Raw genomic sequence first — 18,945 nt, 5'->3', positions numbered from 1 at the left:
GGTCCCGCCAACGTGGCTAGGAGGTGGCGCCCATCGGCGGGATGAGCTGGGCGATCGCCGTGTGGCCGGCGGCGTCCGGGTGGTCGCCGTCGGCGATCAAGAGGGCGGTCGGGTCCTTCTCTCCGTCGGCCCCGTGAAAAGCCGGGTCCGTGGATACATAGGTGGCACCGCCCGCTTCGGCGGCCGCGGCCAGCTCGTCGTTGATGGCGTCCGTCGTTTCGGCGGAAGCCTTCACCCCGGTCGCGCCGTACTCGGAGACGCCCGCCTCGCCGTCGCGGACGACGTTCCAGTAGCCGAGCACGATCACGGTGGTGGGGTGGATCCTCTGGATGGCGTCGAGCGTCGCTCGGATGTTGGTGTGGAGCTCGGCCGCCGCCGCGGCGACGGCCTGCGGGTCGGTGAATGTGTCGGCCACGTCGTTGGCGCCCACCATGAGCAGCACTTCGCTGGTCTGCCGCAGGGAGTCGCGAACCTGTGGATCCTCGAGCTGGGCGCGGACGTCGGCCGAGGTCAGGCCGGCCTCGGCCAGGTTGACCGAGACGGCGTGCTCGTGCTGGGCGTACAGGTCCGGGAACGCGGTGCAGCCGCATCCGGTTCCGGCCGGCACCGAGTCGCCGAGGGTGACCACCGTCGGCGGCGCCGGCTCGGTGCCCGCCGGGTCCATGCCGATCCGCGCGGCGCGTAGCGGCCCGCATCCGCTCGCGAGCGTCAGCAGTAGGGCCGCCACCGCGGTCAGGACAGCGGCCGGCCGAGATGAGAGGAGAGCCAGTCGAACGCGGGACCCAGCATCTGACGCCAGACCGCGTGGCTGTGGCCGCCGCGTTCCAGCACGGCCGTGGTGACCGTGAGCGGGGGCCGGGCGGCGCGAGCGATCCGCTCCGAGTCGCGGCGGATGGTCGTCTCGTCGTTCGCCCACCCGACCCAGAGTGCCACAGGTGGCTGGGGAAGGTTTTGCAGCCGCCACACCACGTGGTGTTCGGTCTTCTCCAGGCCGTCGCCGACGGTGATTCCCGGTTCGGCCAGGCCGGAAAGGCTGGCGGCGGCCGCGTACTTGGTGGGGTGGCGCAGGGCCAGGCTGGTCGCGCAGTAGGCGCCGGCCGAGTAGCCGATGAGCCCCCATCCGGCGCGGTCGGTGCGGACGCGGAACTTGGACTTCACGTACGCCGGCACGTCGACGGTCAGGAACGTCTCGGTCTGCGGTCCGCCGACGAGGTTCGTGCATTCGGTGTCGAGCGTCGTCGGGTTCGGCGTCTGGAAGGGGAACAGCACCACCGTGGGCGCCATCCGGCCGGCGGCGATCTCGGTGTCCAGGGCCGACTGGACCTGGAGCTTCTTCAGCCACGTACGCGGGGTCCCGGCGAAGCCGTGCTGTGCCTGCACCACGGGGAACCGCTGCTTGCCGGTGCGGTAGGCGGCGGGCAGGTAGACGTACATCACCAGGTCAAGCTTGCTGACCTTGCCGGGGACGGTGACCTTGCGGATCTGACTGCCGGTCTTGGCCTTCCGTGCGTTGTCCGCGTCGGCCTCCACGTCCGGCTCCGCCGCGTCCGGGGAGGAGCCGGCCGGGGGCACGGGCTGCGACGCGGACTCCAGGGTGAACGCCTCGGTCATCCGGTTCACCTGCACCAGCGCCGCCGCGCTGACGCTGAGCAGCGCGGCCAGCACGCCGACACCTCGCAGCACCACGCGCAGCCGGCCACCGCGTTCCCACGACACGGCGATCAGTACGGCCGTCAGCAGCACCGCCACGAGCGTGCCGATCAGCAATGGCGTTCCGGTGAGACTCACTTGATGTTCCCCGTGGGTAGCTGGAGCGGCGGCGCGAGCGGCGGGCTCAGTTGGCGGGTGGTCCAACTGATGGCGGTCGACCAGGCCTTCGGCGCGGCGGCGGTCAGGAAGGTCACGCCGGTCGGCGGCTGCGCAGACCGGTCGGCCGGCGCCGGGAGCACCGCCGCCACGGTGGTCCCGGGTGGAGTAACGCCCAGCGCACCGGGAAATGCCGTCGCGGATGTCTGCACCAGGGCCAGCGCACGGAACTGTGCCGGCAGGGACCGGGCGAGGTCTCCGGCCAGCGCGGCGTCATCCATCCCGGCCGCGAGGGCCCAGCCGCCCGCCGTGACACGGACCGCCCGGCTCAGGTCCGGGACCAGGGAACGCAGGGCCTCGGCGGTCGTCGCCGGGGTGGGCGTCAGCCGCACCGTCACCACGCCCTTCACCGGTTTGGTGACGGACGTGGCCGGGCCGAGAACCACGAGGACCGGGTACGGCGCTTTGCTCGCGGCGGCATAGTCGGGCGGCACCGTCATCGTCGGCGCTCCGGCCAGCTTCCACTGCGGCAGGCTCGCGGGACGCCACGGCTGTGTGGACCTGGACGCGAGGGAGTCGTCAAGCTCGCCGGCCTGTGCCACAGCGGTCGTGGTCTGGGTGCCGGTGTCCCCGGCCAGCGCCGCCCAGGACGGGTAGAACTGCTCCGAGCGGTTCACCGCCAGCCCCACAGAGAGCACCACCGCGACCTCGATCAGGAGCACCCCCAGGGTGCGGACGACCAGGCGCCAGCGACCGCACCGCGACCAGAGCAGGACCGTCGCCGTGACGAACCCGACCAGCGTCAGCCCTGCCAGGGCGAGCAAGGGGATTCCGGTCAGGCTCATGTCGGTGCCGGCCCGTCGGGCGCCCACCTTGCGCCGCAGCTCCACGCCATCGTCTCTCGCCTCCCCGTTGACCCGGCCGCCGGACAGCATCGCCAACCGCGTGTGTGAATGCCGTGAGGTCGCGGACAGCATCACAGACGGATGTGGGGAAGGTACGAGGCGCTTTCCGCCGGAGTGGCGGTCGTCTCGTATCGTCGCGTCCCGTCGGAACCACACGGGCGGAGAAACTGGTGCAAGCGACAGCGGAAAAGGCGAGGGAGCTGGGCAATCGAGTGCCCGACGAGCCGGAGTCCCGGTGCCCGGACTGGCGTGCGGCGGTGCCCAAGGTGGCCTCTCGGGTCCTCTTCGCCGTCGCCGTTCTGTGCGCATTGGCGGCCGTCAGTGCCGCGTTCGGCGCCCGCCTGATGCCGCTGCGCCGGCTGGTCGACGCCCTGCTGATGCCCGCGCCGGCGAACCTCGGTTACGCGGTCTTCCTGGCCATGCTCGCGGTCGGTGTCAACAACCGCAAACGAGTGGCGTATTGGCTGCTCACCGGCTACTTCGGACTGCAGCTCGTCACCGATGCGGTGCTGTTGCTCCTCCGGATCGAGAACTCTCCGCCCGCGTGGGCACACGTACCCATCCGGCTGTGGTGGTTCCTCGCCGGGAACCTGGTGGTAACCGTGGCCGTGCTCGCCGTGCTCGCGTCCGCGCGCCAGCAGTTCTTCGCCCGGGTGCAGCGCGCCAGCCTGCCGAAGGCCCTCGCCACCGTCGTCGCGATGATCACCGCCTTCTCGCTGATCGGCTGGGGACTCGTGGCGATGTTCCCCGGGTCGCTGCGCCGCGACGGCCTCTATGAGCTCGGGTACGCGATCCGTCAGGTCACCGGTGGCGCGCTGGACCTCAACGTGCACCGCGCGGGCATGGCTCCCGGGTGGATCAACCTCCTGCTCGGCTTCTTCGGCGCAGTGACGCTGCTCACTGCTCTCGCGGTGCTGCTGCGGTCCCAGCGGGCCGCCGCGTCGCTGGACGCCGACGAGGAGCACCGGGTCCGGGACCTGCTCGACGCGTACGGTCAGGACGACTCACTCGGCTACTTCGCCACCCGCCGCGACAAGGAGGTCATCTTCGCCCCGTCGGGACGGGCCGCCGTGACGTACCGCGTGGTGGGCGGGGTGAGCCTGGCCAGCGGTGACCCGATCGGGGATCGGACGGCGTGGGGTGCGGCCATCGCCGCCTGGCTCCAGGAGGCCCGGGAGTACGCCTGGACGCCGGCCATCATGGGCGCCGGGGAAGCCGGCGCGACCGCGTACGCCCGGGCCGGGATGCGGGTGCTGAAGCTCGGTGACGAGGCGATCCTGCGAGCGGACGACTTCAGCCTCGAGGGCCGGGAGATGCGCCAGGTGCGCCAGGCGGTGGCCCGGGTCGAGCGGGCCGGCTACACCGTACGCATCCGCCGTCACCGGGACATTCCCGCCGAGGAGATGGACCGCATCGTCTGGCTGGCGGCCCGCTGGCGCGACACCGAGACCGAGCGGGGCTTCTCGATGGCCCTCGGGCGGCTGGGCGATCCTGCCGACGGCGCCTGCGTGCTGGTGGAGGCGATCGACCGCAACGGCGCCGAGGCGGCGCTGCTGTCGTTCGTACCGTGGGGCAACGACGGCCTGTCGCTCGATCTCATGCGCCGTGACCGGGCGCTCGACAACGGCCTCGTGGAGTGCATGGTGGCCACCCTGATGGCGGAGGCGCCGCGGCTCGGCGTGACCCGGGTGTCGCTGAACTTCGCCGTGTTCCGGGCCGTCTTCGAGGAGGGCGCCCGCATCGGTGCCGGACCCGTGCTGCTGGCGTGGCGGCGGCTGCTGCTGTTCCTGTCCCGCTGGTTCCAGCTCGAGTCCCTCTACCGGTCGAACATCAAGTACCAGCCGCAGTGGATTCCGCGCTTCCTCTGCTTCGAGGACGTCAGCGACCTGGCCAAGGTCGGTCTCGCCTCGGCCGTCGCGGAGGGTTTCGTGGAGGTACCCAGCGCGCTGACGCGGTTGCGGCGCGCCAAGGCCGACGCGGTGACGCCGGAGGCCGCCGGACCGCGGATCCCGCTCCCGCGGGTCTCCATCGACGCCGATGCCGAGACCGAGCCGACCAACGCTCCGGTCGTGGCGCAGAGTGAGCAGACTCAGGTCCGGATGGCGAAACTGGCGGTGCTGCGCGCGGAGGGCATCGATCCGTATCCGCCGGGCTTCGCGCGTACCCACGGGTGCGGCGCGGTCCGGGCCGCACACGCGGGCTTGGCGCCCGACACCGCCACGGGACAGAGGGTGTCCGTCGCCGGCCGCCTCGTTCTGCAGCGTGACCATGGCGGCGTGTGCTTCGCCGTGCTGCGCGACGCGAGCGGCGACCTGCAGGTCATGCTGACCGTCGACCAGCTCGGCCGGCAACCGCTGTGGCAGTGGCGCAAGAGTGTGGACCTCGGCGATCACGTCGGGGTCACCGGCGAGGTGGTCACCTCCCGCCTCGGCGAGATCTCCGTGCTGGCCGACGCGTGGACCATCACCGCGAAGTGCCTGCATCCGCTGCCCGACAAGCGTCGCGGGCTCGCGGACCTCGAGATGCTGAGCCGGCGACGCCATCTCGACCTCATCGTGCGCCCCGCCGCCCGCGACATGCTGCGGCTCCGGTCGGCCGCCGTGCACGCGCTGCGAACCACCCTGATCGGGCGGGACTTCCTCGAGGTGGAGACGCCGATCCTGCAACCGGTGCACGGCGGCGCCAACGCCCGCCCGTTCGTCACCCACAGCAATGCGTACGACATGCCGTTGTACCTGCGCATCGCGCCCGAGCTCTACCTCAAGAGGCTGGCCGTGGGCGGCATGGAGAAGGTTTTCGAGCTGGGCCGCGACTTCCGCAACGAGGGCGTGGACGCGACCCACAACCCCGAGTTCAGCATGCTGGAGGCCTACGAGGCGTACGGCGACTACACCTCCATGCGTACGCTCGCTCGCAATCTCATCCTCGCCGCGGCGACGGCCGCGCACGGCGCCCCGGTGGCCCGCCGCGACGGCGTGGAGTTCGACCTGGACACGCCGTGGCCGGTAGTGACCGTCCACGACGCGGTCTCGACCGCCGTCGGGGATGCGATCGGCCCGGACACGGACGTCGCCGAGCTGCGTCGCCTGGCCACGATGGCGGGTGTGGCACTGCAGCCGGGATGGAGCGCCGGTCAGATCGTCTTGGAGATGTACGAGAAGCTCGTGGAGAAGCAGACCCAGACGCCGACCTTCTACACCGACTTCCCGACCGAGGTCTCGCCGCTGACCCGGGCGCACCGCGACGAGCCGCGCCTCGCCGAGCGCTGGGATCTGGTCGCCTTCGGCATGGAGCTGGGGACGGCGTACACCGAGCTGGTCGATCCCGTGGAGCAGCGCCGCCGGCTCACCGCGCAGTCGCTGCGCGCGGCCGGCGGGGACCCGGAGGCCATGCAGCTCGACGAGGACTTCCTGCAGGCGCTGGAGTACGCCATGCCGCCCACCGGCGGTCTCGGGCTGGGCGTCGACCGGCTCATCATGCTGCTCACCGGGCACAGCATCCGCGACACCGTGCCGTTCCCGCTCAACCGCCCGGCGACCCGGAATGATCAGCGGGCACGAGCGAGGACGGCGTCGGTGGCCGCGCCGGAGAGCTGACGGGTGGTCTCGTGCGGCCGGCCCCGTCCGGTCGCCGGCTGACCGGCGTGACCTATCGCGGGGTGGGCGGGCGGCGCAGCGCGCGGACGTTCGCCTCGGTCTGCTGGTCGCCGGAGGCCGCACGCATGGCGTTGAGGTAGCCGTCGGTCTCGCGTTGTTCGCCGTACTCCGCGAGTCGCTCGAGGACGACCTGCCACTCGCGGTCGCGGTCGGCGGCGAGCTGGGCCCGTACCTCGATCAGCATCTCCTTGATCTGCTCCGGTCCGGCGGGAGCTCCGGCGTCGACGCCGAGGCGGCGCAGGATCTGGTCGCGGGTGCAGGCCACCAGGACCGCGAGCCAGGCGAGCACGAAGATGCCCGTGAGGACCACCAGCACGGCGATGCTCCGCACGTTCGGCGGCGGGCCGGGCGGCACCCCGGGGATGCCGGGCGGCGGACCGGGCCGATCGGGGAAGCCCACGATGGACGTGATGACCAGCGCCCCCGTGGAGGCGATCGCCACGATGAGGGACCCGATGAGCAACTTACTCATCTGGAAGTGAAGTCCACTCACGGCTGGTCCGCGATCGGCTCCGACCCTCGTAGTCATGCAGCCGAGATTACGGAGTATTTCGGCGTGACGCTAATTACAGTCACGCCGAGCGCCTGCGCCGGAGCACCTTCCGGTATGGATCGATCATCCGATCGAGGACGGTCTCCAGGGCCCGGCGGTCGGCCGCCGGGATCGGCGAGTCGTCGGCCAGCATCCGGGCCAGCTCGTGCACCAGCGGATGGGTGGGCGACGCCGGCTGGGATGCGGGTCCGGCGAGCCGATCCGGGTACGCCGCCAGCACCAGATCGTTGATGCTCTTGCCCAGCACCGGCGCGATCCGCTCGATAGACCGGATCGTGGGCCGCTGTTCCCCGCTCAGCCAGCGCAGCACGACGGAGGGATCCATGCCGACCGTACGGGCAAAGTGCGTAGGCGTCGGAAACCGGGCGGCGTGGATCGCTTCTTTGAGGTAGCCGCCGAAGCTCATTTGTGAAGCATAGGCCGGGGGAAGGACGACCCGACACATTGGTTGAAGGGCCACTTAATGCTAACGTCATTGGCTGGATAACCAATGGTCGGAAGGGTCGTGGCGCCGTGGAGCAGACAACGATCATGGCAATCCTCCTCGCCCTCGCCGGCGCCCTGGCGGGCCTGTTCCTGCTCTTGCTCCTGCTCGCACGCCTGTTCCGGCGCGCCGGAGCCGAGCCCGTGCGGCCCCACGGTCCCGGCGGCGCTCATCCTGCGGCGCCGCCGGCCCCGGTCCCACACCTGCCGGCGGTGGCGGCCGCCGCAGGTGTGGGACCGCGGTCGTCCCCGCCCGTCCGGCTGGCGCCGCGGCCCATGCGGCAGCCGGCACCGCTCGCAAGTTCACCCGAACGGGTGACCCCCGCCGCCCGGCGGGCGGCGGGAAACAGCGGCGCGTCCCGCTTCTCCCCGGCGAGCCGCCCCGCCCGCGTCCAGGCCTGACCCTGGCGGTGCGAACCTGACAGCTTTCACACATCGGCCCGCGATGCTGCCTGGCGAACACCGGCAGACGAGAGGGCGAGACGATGGCGTGGAGAGTCAGCACAAGGTGGGCGCTGGTCGTGTTGAGCACGGCCGCCGTGATGGCGGGCGGAACGGCATGTGGCGCAAGCGGGCCGGAGAGCGCGGCGGAGGGCGGTGCGCCGAAGGTCGCGACGCTGGCCAGCGGCGGGAGCACCCCGGCGGCGTCGGGCAAGCCGGCAGCGGACACCCGGCCCCGGGAACGGCTGGACACCACCCCGGAGGAGTTCGAGGCGATGCTGGCGCCGTACAACAAGTGCATGCAGGAGCAGGGCGCCGGGATCAAGGCCGGGGCGAGTGCGCGGAAGCCACCGTCGACGGCGGACCTCACCAAGTGGGAGAAGGCGGACAGGATCTGCAAGCCGAAGTTCTTCCCCCTGCCACCGTGGGAGAAGGACCCGGCGAACCCGGAATCCAAGGACTTCACCCGCGACGTCGTCAAGTGCCTCAGGGGCAAGGGCGTCAAGTACGTCGAGGCCGACGAGGACGGATACTCCCTCGGCGGGCCGGACAACGACAGCGAGTCCATCAGGAAGGGCATGGACCTGGCCCCCGAGTGCGAGCGCGAGATCGCCGCCACACGCAAGTGATCGGCCTCAGGCCGTTCAGATCCTGGGCATCAGCGCCTTCGCGATCTTCTTCGCCTTCGCCAGGTTCTCGTCGTCAGCGTCGCCCCGGCAGTAGACGTCGATCGAGACCGTGCCGTAGAGCACGTACAGGTGGCCGGCCAGGGCGAAGGCGTCCTCGCCGACGTCCTCCACCGGATCGGCCTCGGCGGTCTCGACGGCGAAGTCGGACTCGGTCGTCCGCGCCAAGAAGACCGCAAGCTGCCCGCCCGGCTGCTGCCACTGGCAGAACCGGGAGGCGTCCCCGGGCCCGGCGCCGTCCCGATCGATCTGGCCGATGCCGCGACCGGTGAGGCTCTTGACCTCCGCCTCGCTGAGCAGCGTGCACGGGTCGGGGATGTCGCCCGAGTCCTTCACCGAATCGCCCAGCCCGGAGTACGCGGACGGGGTCGGCGAGGGCTTTGCGGGCGTGACCGCGGGAACGGGCGCGGCCCCGGCGTCGGGGTCGGCGAGCGGCCCGCAGCCGGCGAGGGAGGCGGCGACAGCGACGACGACGAGTGCGGCAAGGCGATGCGTCATGGTTCTCCCCTGGATGCGCGGCGTTCGCCCAGGTTGCCGGGCGCCGGGGAGCGACAGGAAGAAACGTCATCCGTTCGAGGCGCCTCACCCACGGTCATGAAGTTCAATTACGTCAATACTTCGCATATATCGCAAGCGCACGCAAGAAGCTACGCTGAGCGCACGCCCGGGCAGGATAGATTTCCATATCTTTATCCCTAATCAGGAGGAATTCGTGAATCGTCGTATGCTCCGTACCGGCCTCCACACAGCGATGGCGCTGTGCGTCGTGGCCGGTGCCGTGGGAACGAGCACGGCTGCCGCCGCCGCTCCTCGGACCCACTCGGAGGCTGCGGCAGCGACCGCCGCCGCGGCCACGACGCTCACCGAGACGAGGCTGTGGAATCTCGCCTGGGCCACCCAGCCCACCTGGCCCAGCGGCACCGTGCGGGTGCTCAAACTCCAGTCGCCGGCCGACAGCGGGACCGGGGAGTATTTCCTGTTCGACCCGCAGACCGGTGAGGTCGTCGACTTCATCTACCAGGGCGACATGGTGATCCACAGCACGCCCGACTGGACCATGATGGAGTTCCCGCCCCGTACCAGCACCACCCAGGTGCGCTTCGGCAACGTCGACGAGCCGGCCACCGCCGGGGTGTACGCCGAGCAGACCGTCACCCGATATCGCGTGACCAACCTCGAGCTCGGCACCCAGCCGTCCATCGGCGGCGGCACCGTGTCCGTGCTCAAGGTGGCCAAGCGGCCCCAGGTCCCGAGCGGTGGCGTGTACTACCGCTACAACCCCGCCACCGGCCAGCAGGAAGGCGGCTTCCTCGTCGGCGGCGACATGCTGTTCGAGACGGTGACGAGCTGGACCCAGGCCCAGTTCCAGTTGAGCTCCGGCAGCACCGAGGTCCGCTACGGCGACCCCCGCCAGGCCCGCCGAGGAAAGGTCGTCGCGACGGCCACCGTCCTCTGACGTACCCCTCGACGGACCCCGGGTCGGTAGCACTCGCCGAGCGCTACGACCCGGGGTCCTGCGTGCCTCACCGTCGACAGTGGGATACGCCACCCGTCCGGCGGCCACCGGCGCCGATCATCTGGTGGCAGGCTTCGATGCGTGGACAGGCGATCAGGCGAGCCGGTCCCGACCCGGAAGGTGAGCTGATGTCGACCGAGCCCCTGGCGCGACGACTGTGGGAATTGTACGAGCCTTTGCACGCGGTCACCTACTTCGCGCCTCAGGCCCGCGCCGCCTTCGAAGGCGCCGGGCTGCGGGGCTTCTGGCGTGGGTACTTCGCCGGGCGAGCCGCTCCCCTCGGCGCGGCGGCGCCCGCGCCGGTCACCGCCCTGTTCTTCTCCTTCGCACCCGCCATGGTGGCGCGCGCCCTGCCCGACGTGTGGCAGCGGCTTTCGCCGGAACAAGCTCTGGCGGCCCGCCTCGACGGCGCCGTGGCAGCACTGCGGTCGGTTCTCCCCCATGAGCCCGCACGCTGGGCGGAGGCCGCCGACCTGCTGGAGATCGCGGCCGGGGCGGCCATGACCGACGGCCGGGCGCTGGGCGGGGCCAATGCCGCCCTGCCCCGCCCGGCCGACCCACTCGCCCGGCTGTGGCACGCCGCCACCGTGCTGCGGGAGCACCGGGGTGACGGACACATCGCCGCGTTGGTCGACGCCGAGCTGAGCGGTTGCCAGGCGCTTGCCCTCCGGGACGCCCTGTACGGCGGCAGAGAGCGGTTGCAGCCCAGCCGGGGCTGGACCGACAGCGAATGGGAGGTCGCGGCCCGGGCCCTGCACACGCGCGGATGGCTGGACGCGGACGGCCGGCCCACCGGCGCGGGCGAGGCCGCGCACCGGGCCGTCGAGGACCGCACCGATCGGCTCGCCGCACAGCCCTGGACCGCATTGAGCGCCGGCGATCAGGCCCGGCTGTCACACGTACTGGCACCGTTGGCCGGCGCTGCCGGCGCATTGCTCCCGTACCCCAACCCGATAGGCGTCCCCCGCGCGGTCGCCGGCGGTTGACCGCCCTCGGCCGTCTCAGCCTCGGGTCACGGACACGACCGGGCCGTCCGGGTGGGCGACGGCCCGGGCCGCGCCCTTCACGGTGCCCTCGTTGCCGCGGTCGTCGTGCGCGGTCACCTTGGTGACGCGCCAGACCGCCGGAGCCGTCGCACTGCGCGCTCATCGTTGCGACCATCGCCCTGCCGCTGGTGACGCGTTCCTGGCGATCCTTTGCGGTGACCAGCCTCATCGTCGCCGCGCTACAGGTCGCCGTGGGTACGGCGGGCATGTTCGGCGGACTCTGGGTTCTCTGGTGCAGCGCCGCGATCCTGGTGCTCGCCGTGACGCCCGTGGCCCGCTGGCGCCCGAGCCACCTGTCCACCGCGCTTGCCGCGCTGGTGGCCATCCCCTGGGCCGTCCTGCTCCGGATCTGGAGCTGAGGCGCCGATCTGCTGACGGCTGGTCGTAGCCGCTGCGGTCGCAGCGGACATCGCCGACCAGCAATCGGGTCACAGCGGCGAACCGATACCGCGGTGACCCGATCGTCGGCCCTCGTCGCACGATCAGGTCCGCACGCCCAGCGCGAGGGACGTGCGACACGGTGAGACGGGGTCGGCGCCGGTTGGCGCGGCTACCTTCGCCGGTCCTGGGCTTGAAGACGAGCCCGTCCACCGGCGTTTCCCTCAGGCGAACCTTGCCCAGCAGGCCGCCGAGAAGGCCGTCAAAGCGGCGCCCGGCACGGCATACGCCGCCAGGTGGCCGACTAGCTCCGGGCCCTCCGAATGCGATTCCGGACGGCGGAGAACGCGGCCGCGAGCAACAGCAGGGCCGGGACGGCGGCGACTATCGCCAGGGAGACGCCGAGGGCCGCAACGAGAGGGCGGTACGGAGCTTCGGGGCGGGAGTATCCGACGGAGGTGCTGCGGGCGCCGCCGTTCTCGCCGATGGTGATGGTGGTGCCGGCCTCGTCGGCGTGGATGAAGTTGCGCCGGTCGAAGGTGTACCGGCCGGAGAATCCGCCATCCCAGACGACGTCTGCGGTGCATCGGTGCCAGTAGCCGATGCCGCGGCCGATGGGGCCTTGCCGCTCGCACGAGACGATTGTTGCCCGGCCGATTCGCCCCGCCTCTCCGAAGTCCGGCGACGACCAGCCTTGGACCGTGAGCGCCAGCTCGGCGAAAACGACCGAGGCCAACAACAATGACGCGATGACCATCCAGCCTCGGCGTCGGCCCGGGCGGTGAACGGGTGCGACCGGAGAGACGGGCTCCGCGTGTGCGGCGTCCGCATCCGCGGCCTGGTTCTCCCGCTGGAGTTCGACGAGGCGTTCCTGGATCTCGCGCATACGGTCGCTGTCGTCGTTCACGGCTGGCGGCCTCTCGTCACAGCGGAAGGTCGATAGGTGTGTCGGAGCTCGCGTCGGGAAGCTTGTCGCCGGTCGCACCGGAGTTTTGGAGACTGTTGTTGACCGACGCCGACCTGAGCGTGTTGCCGACCACCGCGTCCGTGGTTCCGTGCACGGCAGTGTGCCCCTTGCCGATGGTCCGGTAGGCCTCCTTGGTGGCCGTCCACCCATCGCGGATGCCGGTGACCGGGCCCCGTTCCATCATGTCGCCCGCCGCCTGTGCTCGCCAGCCACCGTTGACGAGCGCTCCGTCTGTGCCGCTTTTCAGGGATGTGCCGATGCGGTCAAGCAGTCCGGAAAGTGCCTGGATGTCGCCGGTCAGCCTGGAGACGGCACCGACCAGTCGCTTGAGCAGATTCAGGATCTTGGCGGAACATTCGGCCACCAGCAGGGCCACCTCGGCCAGCACCTTCGGGATCGTGACGACAAGAAGCGCCTGGACCGCTTTCGAGATGGCGGCGCCGACGACCTCGGCGATGATGTCGCGCACGGTGTTGCGGATGACACCGACCATGGCCCCGGCGATCAGCGTCATCTTCGCGATACCTTCACCGATCCCGCTCAGGGCCTGGATGTCCTCGATGTGCCGTCCGGCCCTGCCTCGGTACGCGTCGGCCGCGAGAGTCGTCCAGTCGAGCGTGGAGGTCCGGACCTCGTCGGCGTACGAGGTCGCTGCGAAGTTCACCCGTTCGCCGATGTTGCGCCAGGTGGCGGCGTGACCCTCGATCTCCTTCGGGTCGCCGCACAGCCAGTCGAGCGGCTCGCGCAGCACCGACAGGTTCTCCATCAGCCAGCCTACGCCGGCGGCGAAGACGGCCTGGAACGGATCCATGATCGCGCCGACCAGCGAGAGTGCCCCGGCGGCCATGTTGCCGCCCATGCCCAGGTAGTCACCGTTGGAGTACCCGTCCACGGTGCCCATGACCGACTCGAGGATTCCCGTGCCCTCGTACCAGTTGGTCGAAGACTCCGGGGCGATGACACTGCCGCGCTCGAACGCGTAGTCACCCATCACTTGCCGCCGATCCGACGGGCTGCTTCGGCATCGGTCATGTCGAAGTCGTCGGCCATCGCCCGCAGCGCGTCCGCAAGCCCCTGGGTGGCGGACACCGCATTCTTCATCTCACCGATGGAGCGGTCCTGGAACGGGTTCAGGATGCCGGTGAAGAGACCGCCGACCATCTTTCCGTAGGACTCGGCGCTCGCCTGGACGTACGCGGCTCCGGCGAGCGCTTCGTTGAGCATGTCGGCGACCCCGTCCACGGCGCCGGCATGTTTGCGTACGGCACCGGACGAGAGCTCGATGTCGGGCTGGGTCATGACCGGTCGCCATCCTCGTCCGGCTCTGAAGGGAACCGATCGGCGTATGCGCTGGTGACGAAGCGCGCTGTGTCGGACCCTGCCCCGTACAGCTCGGCCACGACCTTATCCATCGACTTCGCCAACTCGGCCTGCGCGCGACGAGAGGTCGACAACACGAGCTCGGCCAGGCGGTCCTGCGGTAGATTGCGGGCGGACGCATGGAACCGAAGGCCGGCCAGCCCGCCGGTGGAGTCGACGGTCACGCGCACCTCGCCTCCCGCGGATTCGACGGTCATTGACGCCTGTTCGATCCGGTGGCTGAGGGACCGCGCTCGCTCGGCTTGCTCGGCGGCGGCCACCTCGAATGACCGCAGCAGGTCCTCCGGTGACTGACTCATCGGCACTCCTCCCTGGTCGGGGCATGATAGCCAGCGGATCTTCGCGACCGGAAACCCGGCGGATCTTGACTAGCGCGGCCGATTACGGTGCGAGCGGCCAGATGTTCGCACGGTGATCCACGGGATCTGCGGCGCCGGTGGCATCGAGGACGCCTCTCCCCGGACGCCGCCGGAGGGTCATTCCCTGTCTCCGGAGTTCGCGGGGCCGCGCTCTTGCACACCTGGCGTTAAGCGCAGGAAGCGATCACACTGCTCGCAGCGGCCGCCGACGACCTGGCCCACCGCCGTGCAGCGGATCCCGCCAGCCGGCCGCGATCCTGGACGGGGCGAAATGCTCAGGTGAAAATCAAAAACGCGGCTCCCTGAAGTGGGAACCGCGTCCTGACCTGCGATAACGCTAGTAGCGGGGACAGGATTTGAACCTGCGACCTCTGGGTTATGAGCCCAGCGAGCTACCGAGCTGCTCCACCCCGCGTCGGTTTCTCCAGCCTAGCGCGAGCTGCCCCGCACCCGCAAAGCGGCCCCCCGTAATGCTCACCACATCGCGGCCGCCGTCGACGGAGACCGGCACGGAGGCGAATCTCGCCGTCCCTCAGGGGCTCAGCAGGCCAGCAGCCCCTGAACAGCTCATCGCCGCCGGACAGACATACCGCGGCCCGCCCGGAATCCCGGGCGGGCCGCGGTATGTCGTGCGTGCTTGTCGTCAGCCGCCGCTGGGTGTCGGGGCGGGCGCCGAGGCCGGGGGCGCCGAGGCCGGGGCGGACGGCGGTGCCGAGGTGCCCGCCGGTGGGGCTGCCGGGGTGTTCGCCGCCTTCTGCGCGTTCTGGAAGTTGGTCATCGCCGTGTCGAGGGCCTGCAGCGCCTGCCCGTACTTGGCGAAGTCGCCGGACTGCTGGGCCGCCTTCACGTCCGCGATGGCCTTGTCCAGAGCCGCCGCCGCCTGGGCGAGCTGCCCGGTCAACGCCGGCGGCGGGGTGCCGCCGGGCGGCGGGGTGCCGGTGTTGCCCGGGGTGGTGGCCGGGGGCGGCTGGTTCTTGCCCTGAGCCACGAGCTGTTTGAGGCCGGCTTCGAGGTTGTCCGCCAGGACGACGTACGTGCCGCCGTCGCCGTACGACATCAGCACCTTCTGCAGCAGCGGTACGGCGTCCTGCTGCCCGCTCTTCACGTACACCGGTTCGACGTAGAGCATGCCGTCGCCGACCGGTAGCGAGATCAGGTTGCCGTACAGCACCTGGGACTGGTTGCTGTTGGACAACAGGGTGAGCTCGGATCTCACCGTGGCGTTGTTGGTCATGCGCTGGTGGACCTGCACCGGCCCCTGGATGGCCGTCTGGTCCGGCAGCTCGAGCACCTCGAGCTTCGGCTGGCCGTCCACGTACGAGCCCGAGATCAGGGCGGCAAGGTTGTCCCGGCCGTTCGGGGTGACCGCCGAGGTGAGCTGGAAGCGGGATCCCTCCTGCCCCGGTAGCTGCACGTTGAGGTAGTACGGCGGCTGCTTGACCTCGTCGTCCGGGTTGTCCGGCGCGTTCGGCACCTGCCAGAAGTCCTGGCCGGAGAAGTACGTCGCCGGGTCGGTCACGTGGAAGCGGGAGAGCAGGTTGCGCTGCACCTTGAACATGTCCGCGGGGTAGCGGAAGTGCGCCTGCAGCGACGCCGGCGTCTGCGCCTTCGGCGTGATCAGCTTGCCGCCGAACGCCTGGTTCCACGCCTTGAGGATCGGGTCCTTGTCGTCGAACTCGTAGAGCGTGACGGTGCCGTCGTACGCGTCGACGGTCGCCTTCACCGCATTGCGCATGTAGTTGATGTTGTCTCGGGCGAGCGCGAACGTGCCCTGGTTGGTGAGCTCGTCCTGCGTCTCCTCCTGCAGGTTGATCCGCTGGGCGTACGGATACGTCGCCGCGGTCGTGTACCCGTCCAGGATCCACTTGATCCGCCCGTCGACCACGGCCGGGTACGGGTCGCCGTCGATGGTCAGGAACGGCGCGACCTTCTCCACCCGCGAGCGGGGGTCCCGGACGTACATCAGCCGGGACGAGTCGTTCACCGCGTCCGAGAGCAGGAAGTTGCTCTCCGTGTTCTTGATCGCGAAGACGAGCCGGCGGAAGAAGGAGCCGATCGGCACACCGCCCTCACCGGCGTACGTGTACCGCTCCTCGGCGTTCTTGTCGTTCGGCTGCGGCCGGTCGAACTCGACCTTCCTGCTCTCGTCGGTCTGCCCGACGATCGCGTACTCGGTGGACTGCTCGCCGAAGTAGATCCGCGGCTGGTCGACCTTGATCTGCTCGCTGTCCGAGGCGCAGCCGGGCTGCTGGTCGTCGCCGAGGAAGCCGGAGACGAAGTAGGGCAGACCGCCGCAGACGACCCGGTTGGCGGGCGCCGCGACCATCCCGAAGCCGTGGGTGAAGACCGTGTGCCGGTTGAGCCAGTTCTGCTGCTGCTCGGTCAGCGCCTGGTCGTTGATCTCGCGGACGCCGACGACGTAGTCCTGGGTCTTGTCGGCGACGGTGTAGCGGTCGACGTCCAGCTTGGGCCCGAAGTCGTAGAAGCCGCGGACCTGCTGCTGCTGGGTGTACGCCTGGGACACGAGCTGCGGGTCGATGAGCCGCACCGCCTGGGCGCTCGGGTTGTCGGCCAGCGTGGCCGGCGGCACGGTGCTGGCCGCCGCATACGGCCGTACGTCCGTGGCGCTGAGCCCGAACGCGGCCCGGGTGGCCTCGATCGAGCGCTTGATGTACGGCGCTTCCTTGTCCGCCAGGCTCGGCTGGACCTGGAAATTCTGCACCGCCAGCGGATAGATGCCGCCGATCGCCACCGCGGAGATCGCCAGCAGCGCCAGCGAGACGCCGGGCCAGACCAGGTTCCGCATGACGGCGTTGGAGAACACGATGATCGCGATGGCCACCACGATCGAGATGTAGGCCAGGATCTCCTTGGCCGGCAGCAAGGCGTTCACATCGGTGTAGCCGGCGCCGTAGAGGCCGGGCGAAACGTGCTGCTCCAGCAGCAGCGCCCGCCGGTCGAGGATGTAGGCGACCGCCTTGAGCAGCACGAAGATCGCCACCAGGGTGGTCAGGTGGGCCCGCGCCGCCGAGGTCATCCGGTCACCGACGCCCTGCAGCCGCACACCGCCGAAGATGTAGTGCACGGCGAGCGCGCCGATCACCGACAGCACGACCGCGGTGAAGCCCACCCCCAGCAGGTAGCGCATCAGCGGGTAGTCGAAGACGTAGAAGCCCACGTCCACGTTGAACTGCGGATCCCGCACCCCGAACGACTGGGCGTTCTGGAAGAGCATCCAGTCCTTCCAGCGCCCCTGGCCGGAGAGGCCCGCGAAGAAGCCGATGACCACCGCGATCACGGCGATCCAGGTGCCGAGGCGCGGCTGGATCACCATGCGGTAACGCTCGAGCGTGGCCTGCTCGGCCGAGTGCGGGCGCAGCAGCGGACGCAGCCGGTAGGCGAGGTAGAGGTTCGCCGCGAGGATCAGCGCCATGGCGAGACCGATCGCGAGGAAGAGTAGGAGGCGGGTCAGCAGGACGCCGGAGTAGACACCCGTGAAGTCGACCTCGTCGAACCACAGGTAGTCGGTGTAGGCGTCGATGCCCCAGCCCAGCAACGTGAAAAGGAGGAAGACCCCTACGAGGACGCCGACGGTCACGCGACCGCGCCGGCTCATCCTCGGTAGAGGACTATTACGCATGACCAACGTGAACCCCACAAAGTCTCAAGACCGGTTCTTCACTCTAGGGTGTTGCGCCGTTCGGCTCCGGGTGCCTGTGGATATCTCATGACGCCGTGCACGGCCGCGGCGTACTTCCGGAGTTGTAAGCCTGGATCGCGGCCAGCGCGTCGTCGACCGTGGCGACCCGGGCCATCGGCAGGCCCGGCACGGCGTTGCGCAGCGCCTCGGCGCAGTTGTCGGCCGGCACCAGGAAGAGGTGGGCACCCGCGTCCTTGGCGCCGACGAGCTTCTGCGGGATGCCGCCGATCGGTCCCACGCCGCCCTCGTCGTCGATCGTGCCCGTACCCGCAATGATCTTGCCGCCGGTGAGGTCCTCGGGCTTCAGCTTGTCGATGATGCCGAGGGTGAACATCAGCCCGGCGCTGGGTCCGCCGATCTCGTCGAGGTCGATGGCGATCGTGAAGGGATGCGGCTGCTTCTTGTCGATCGACACGCCGATGCGTGGAGTGTCGTCGTCGGCGGCGGCCTTCGTCGTGATCCGGGCGGTGCCGGGCTCGCCCGCCCGGGTGTAGGCGATCGTCAGCGCGGTGCCCGCCGGCTTGGCCTGCACCAGCTCCGTGAGCTTGCCCGGGCTGGTCACCGGGGCACCGTCGACGGCGGTGATCACGTCGTCCTTGCGCAGCAGCCCGGCCGAGGCGCCATCCGCGACCACGTCGGCCACGAAGACCTGCACGGGATAGCCGAGCTTACGCAGCGCGACCGTCTCGGCGCTGCTCTGCGAGGACTTGAACTCCTCGGCGTTCTGCTGCTCGACCTGCTGTTCGCTGCGGTTCGGTGGATAGACGAGGTCACGGGGTACCACGGCCTGCTCGTCGCTGAACCAGCCGCGGATCGCCCAGACCAGCTCGACGCTCGGCTGCACCCCTACGGTGGTCAGCCGGAGCTGACCCGTACTGGCCGAGGTCTGTGCCTTCGTCACCTGGATGACCTCTTTGCCGTTGTCCGAGCCGAGCGTGTTGACGGTCGGGCCGGGCTTGAGCACCACGTATGGCAGGGGAAAGGCCATGACTCCGACTGCCAGCAGTGCGGTGATCAGGGCGCCGAGGATGACCGTGACACCGCGACGTCTCATGCGCGTGACCGTACC

Annotated in this window: 18 protein-coding genes and 1 tRNA gene; 6 read left to right on the top strand and 13 right to left on the bottom strand. The window is 70.2% G+C overall.

The features are described from left to right. Positions 1-16: 16 nt before the first annotated feature. From EDD30_RS25035 to EDD30_RS25025, 3 genes are read right to left on the bottom strand one after another with little or no spacing between them, the layout of a single operon-like run. Positions 17-727, bottom strand: a complete 711-nt coding sequence (locus EDD30_RS25035) for an SGNH/GDSL hydrolase family protein (protein ID WP_244945390.1) — start codon at positions 725-727, stop codon at positions 17-19. 5 nt (positions 728-732) lie between these two features. Further along, complete coding sequence (locus EDD30_RS25030; protein WP_071804106.1) at positions 733-1,788, bottom strand: alpha/beta hydrolase; 1,056 nt, start codon at positions 1,786-1,788, stop codon at positions 733-735. Further along, complete coding sequence (locus tag EDD30_RS25025; RefSeq protein ID WP_123678504.1) at positions 1,785-2,741, bottom strand: hypothetical protein; 957 nt, start codon at positions 2,739-2,741, stop codon at positions 1,785-1,787. The genes EDD30_RS25030 and EDD30_RS25025 overlap by 4 nt, the downstream gene beginning before the upstream one ends. A 140-nt stretch (positions 2,742-2,881) precedes the next feature. Between EDD30_RS25025 and lysX the strand changes: the two genes are divergently transcribed. Continuing rightward, positions 2,882-6,307, top strand: a complete 3,426-nt coding sequence (gene lysX, locus EDD30_RS25020) for a bifunctional lysylphosphatidylglycerol synthetase/lysine--tRNA ligase LysX (protein ID WP_244945389.1) — start codon at positions 2,882-2,884, stop codon at positions 6,305-6,307. 52 nt (positions 6,308-6,359) lie between these two features. Here lysX and EDD30_RS25015 read toward each other — a convergent pair whose 3' ends face one another. Together EDD30_RS25015 and EDD30_RS25010 are read right to left on the bottom strand one after the other, a co-directional pair. Next, positions 6,360-6,839, bottom strand: a complete 480-nt coding sequence (locus EDD30_RS25015; RefSeq protein WP_071804099.1) for a hypothetical protein — start codon at positions 6,837-6,839, stop codon at positions 6,360-6,362. Between the two features lie 100 nt (positions 6,840-6,939). Continuing rightward, positions 6,940-7,326: a helix-turn-helix domain-containing protein gene (locus tag EDD30_RS25010; RefSeq protein ID WP_071804097.1), complete on the bottom strand. Its 387-nt coding sequence runs from the start codon at positions 7,324-7,326 to the stop codon at positions 6,940-6,942. A 125-nt stretch (positions 7,327-7,451) separates the two neighbouring features. Between EDD30_RS25010 and EDD30_RS25005 the strand changes: the two genes are divergently transcribed. Next, entirely contained in the window at positions 7,452-7,805 is a 354-nt protein-coding gene (locus EDD30_RS25005; RefSeq protein ID WP_123678503.1) for a hypothetical protein, read from the top strand. 119 nt (positions 7,806-7,924) lie between these two features. Then, positions 7,925-8,473, top strand: a complete 549-nt coding sequence (locus EDD30_RS25000; RefSeq protein ID WP_071804094.1) for a hypothetical protein — start codon at positions 7,925-7,927, stop codon at positions 8,471-8,473. A 15-nt stretch (positions 8,474-8,488) separates the two neighbouring features. Here the strand turns inward: EDD30_RS25000 and EDD30_RS24995 are convergent, their stop codons facing one another. Continuing rightward, positions 8,489-9,028 (bottom strand): DUF3558 family protein, encoded by a 540-nt coding sequence (locus EDD30_RS24995; RefSeq protein WP_071804092.1) that lies wholly within the window; start codon positions 9,026-9,028, stop codon positions 8,489-8,491. 214 nt (positions 9,029-9,242) lie between these two features. Here EDD30_RS24995 and EDD30_RS24990 point away from each other — a divergent pair, with 214 nt between their 5' ends. From EDD30_RS24990 to EDD30_RS24980, 3 genes are all read left to right on the top strand, one after another. Then, positions 9,243-9,986 carry a hypothetical protein gene (locus EDD30_RS24990; RefSeq protein WP_143162597.1) on the top strand — a complete coding sequence of 248 codons (744 nt, stop codon included), beginning with the start codon at positions 9,243-9,245 and terminating at the stop codon, positions 9,984-9,986. A 188-nt stretch (positions 9,987-10,174) separates the two neighbouring features. After that, complete coding sequence (locus EDD30_RS24985; RefSeq protein WP_071804088.1) at positions 10,175-11,032, top strand: SCO6745 family protein; 858 nt, start codon at positions 10,175-10,177, stop codon at positions 11,030-11,032. 215 nt (positions 11,033-11,247) lie between these two features. After that, complete coding sequence (locus EDD30_RS24980) at positions 11,248-11,451, top strand: hypothetical protein (RefSeq protein WP_071804086.1); 204 nt, start codon at positions 11,248-11,250, stop codon at positions 11,449-11,451. A gap of 323 nt (positions 11,452-11,774) precedes the next feature. Here EDD30_RS24980 and EDD30_RS24975 read toward each other — a convergent pair whose 3' ends face one another. The 7 genes from EDD30_RS24975 to EDD30_RS24945 all read right to left on the bottom strand — a co-directional run bounded on the left by EDD30_RS24975 (position 11,775) and on the right by EDD30_RS24945 (position 18,930). Continuing rightward, positions 11,775-12,377 (bottom strand): DUF6346 domain-containing protein, encoded by a 603-nt coding sequence (locus EDD30_RS24975; RefSeq protein ID WP_071804084.1) that lies wholly within the window; start codon positions 12,375-12,377, stop codon positions 11,775-11,777. 16 nt (positions 12,378-12,393) lie between these two features. Then, positions 12,394-13,428: a hypothetical protein gene (locus tag EDD30_RS24970; protein WP_071804082.1), complete on the bottom strand. Its 1,035-nt coding sequence runs from the start codon at positions 13,426-13,428 to the stop codon at positions 12,394-12,396. Then, a complete protein-coding gene (locus EDD30_RS24965; protein ID WP_071804080.1) occupies positions 13,428-13,736 on the bottom strand; it encodes a type VII secretion target in 309 nt (102 codons plus the stop codon). The genes EDD30_RS24970 and EDD30_RS24965 overlap by 1 nt, the downstream gene beginning before the upstream one ends. After that, a complete protein-coding gene (locus tag EDD30_RS24960; RefSeq protein WP_071804078.1) occupies positions 13,733-14,116 on the bottom strand; it encodes a YbaB/EbfC family nucleoid-associated protein in 384 nt (127 codons plus the stop codon). Before EDD30_RS24960 ends, EDD30_RS24965 begins: the two co-directional genes overlap by 4 nt. Before the next feature lie 401 nt (positions 14,117-14,517). Further along, positions 14,518-14,591: transfer RNA gene (locus EDD30_RS24955), tRNA-Met, on the bottom strand. Between the two features lie 228 nt (positions 14,592-14,819). Further along, complete coding sequence (locus EDD30_RS24950; protein ID WP_071804076.1) at positions 14,820-17,792, bottom strand: UPF0182 family membrane protein; 2,973 nt, start codon at positions 17,790-17,792, stop codon at positions 14,820-14,822. A 109-nt stretch (positions 17,793-17,901) separates the two neighbouring features. After that, on the bottom strand, positions 17,902-18,930 hold the full coding sequence (locus EDD30_RS24945; RefSeq protein ID WP_071804074.1) for a YlbL family protein: 1,029 nt from the start codon (positions 18,928-18,930) through the stop codon (positions 17,902-17,904). Between the last annotated feature and the right edge of the window lie 15 nt (positions 18,931-18,945).

The sequence above is a fragment of the Couchioplanes caeruleus genome (assembly GCF_003751945.1).
In the GTDB taxonomy this organism is placed as follows: Bacteria; Actinomycetota; Actinomycetes; order Mycobacteriales; family Micromonosporaceae; genus Actinoplanes; species Actinoplanes caeruleus.
This window is presented reverse-complemented; position numbering and strand designations above follow the sequence as displayed.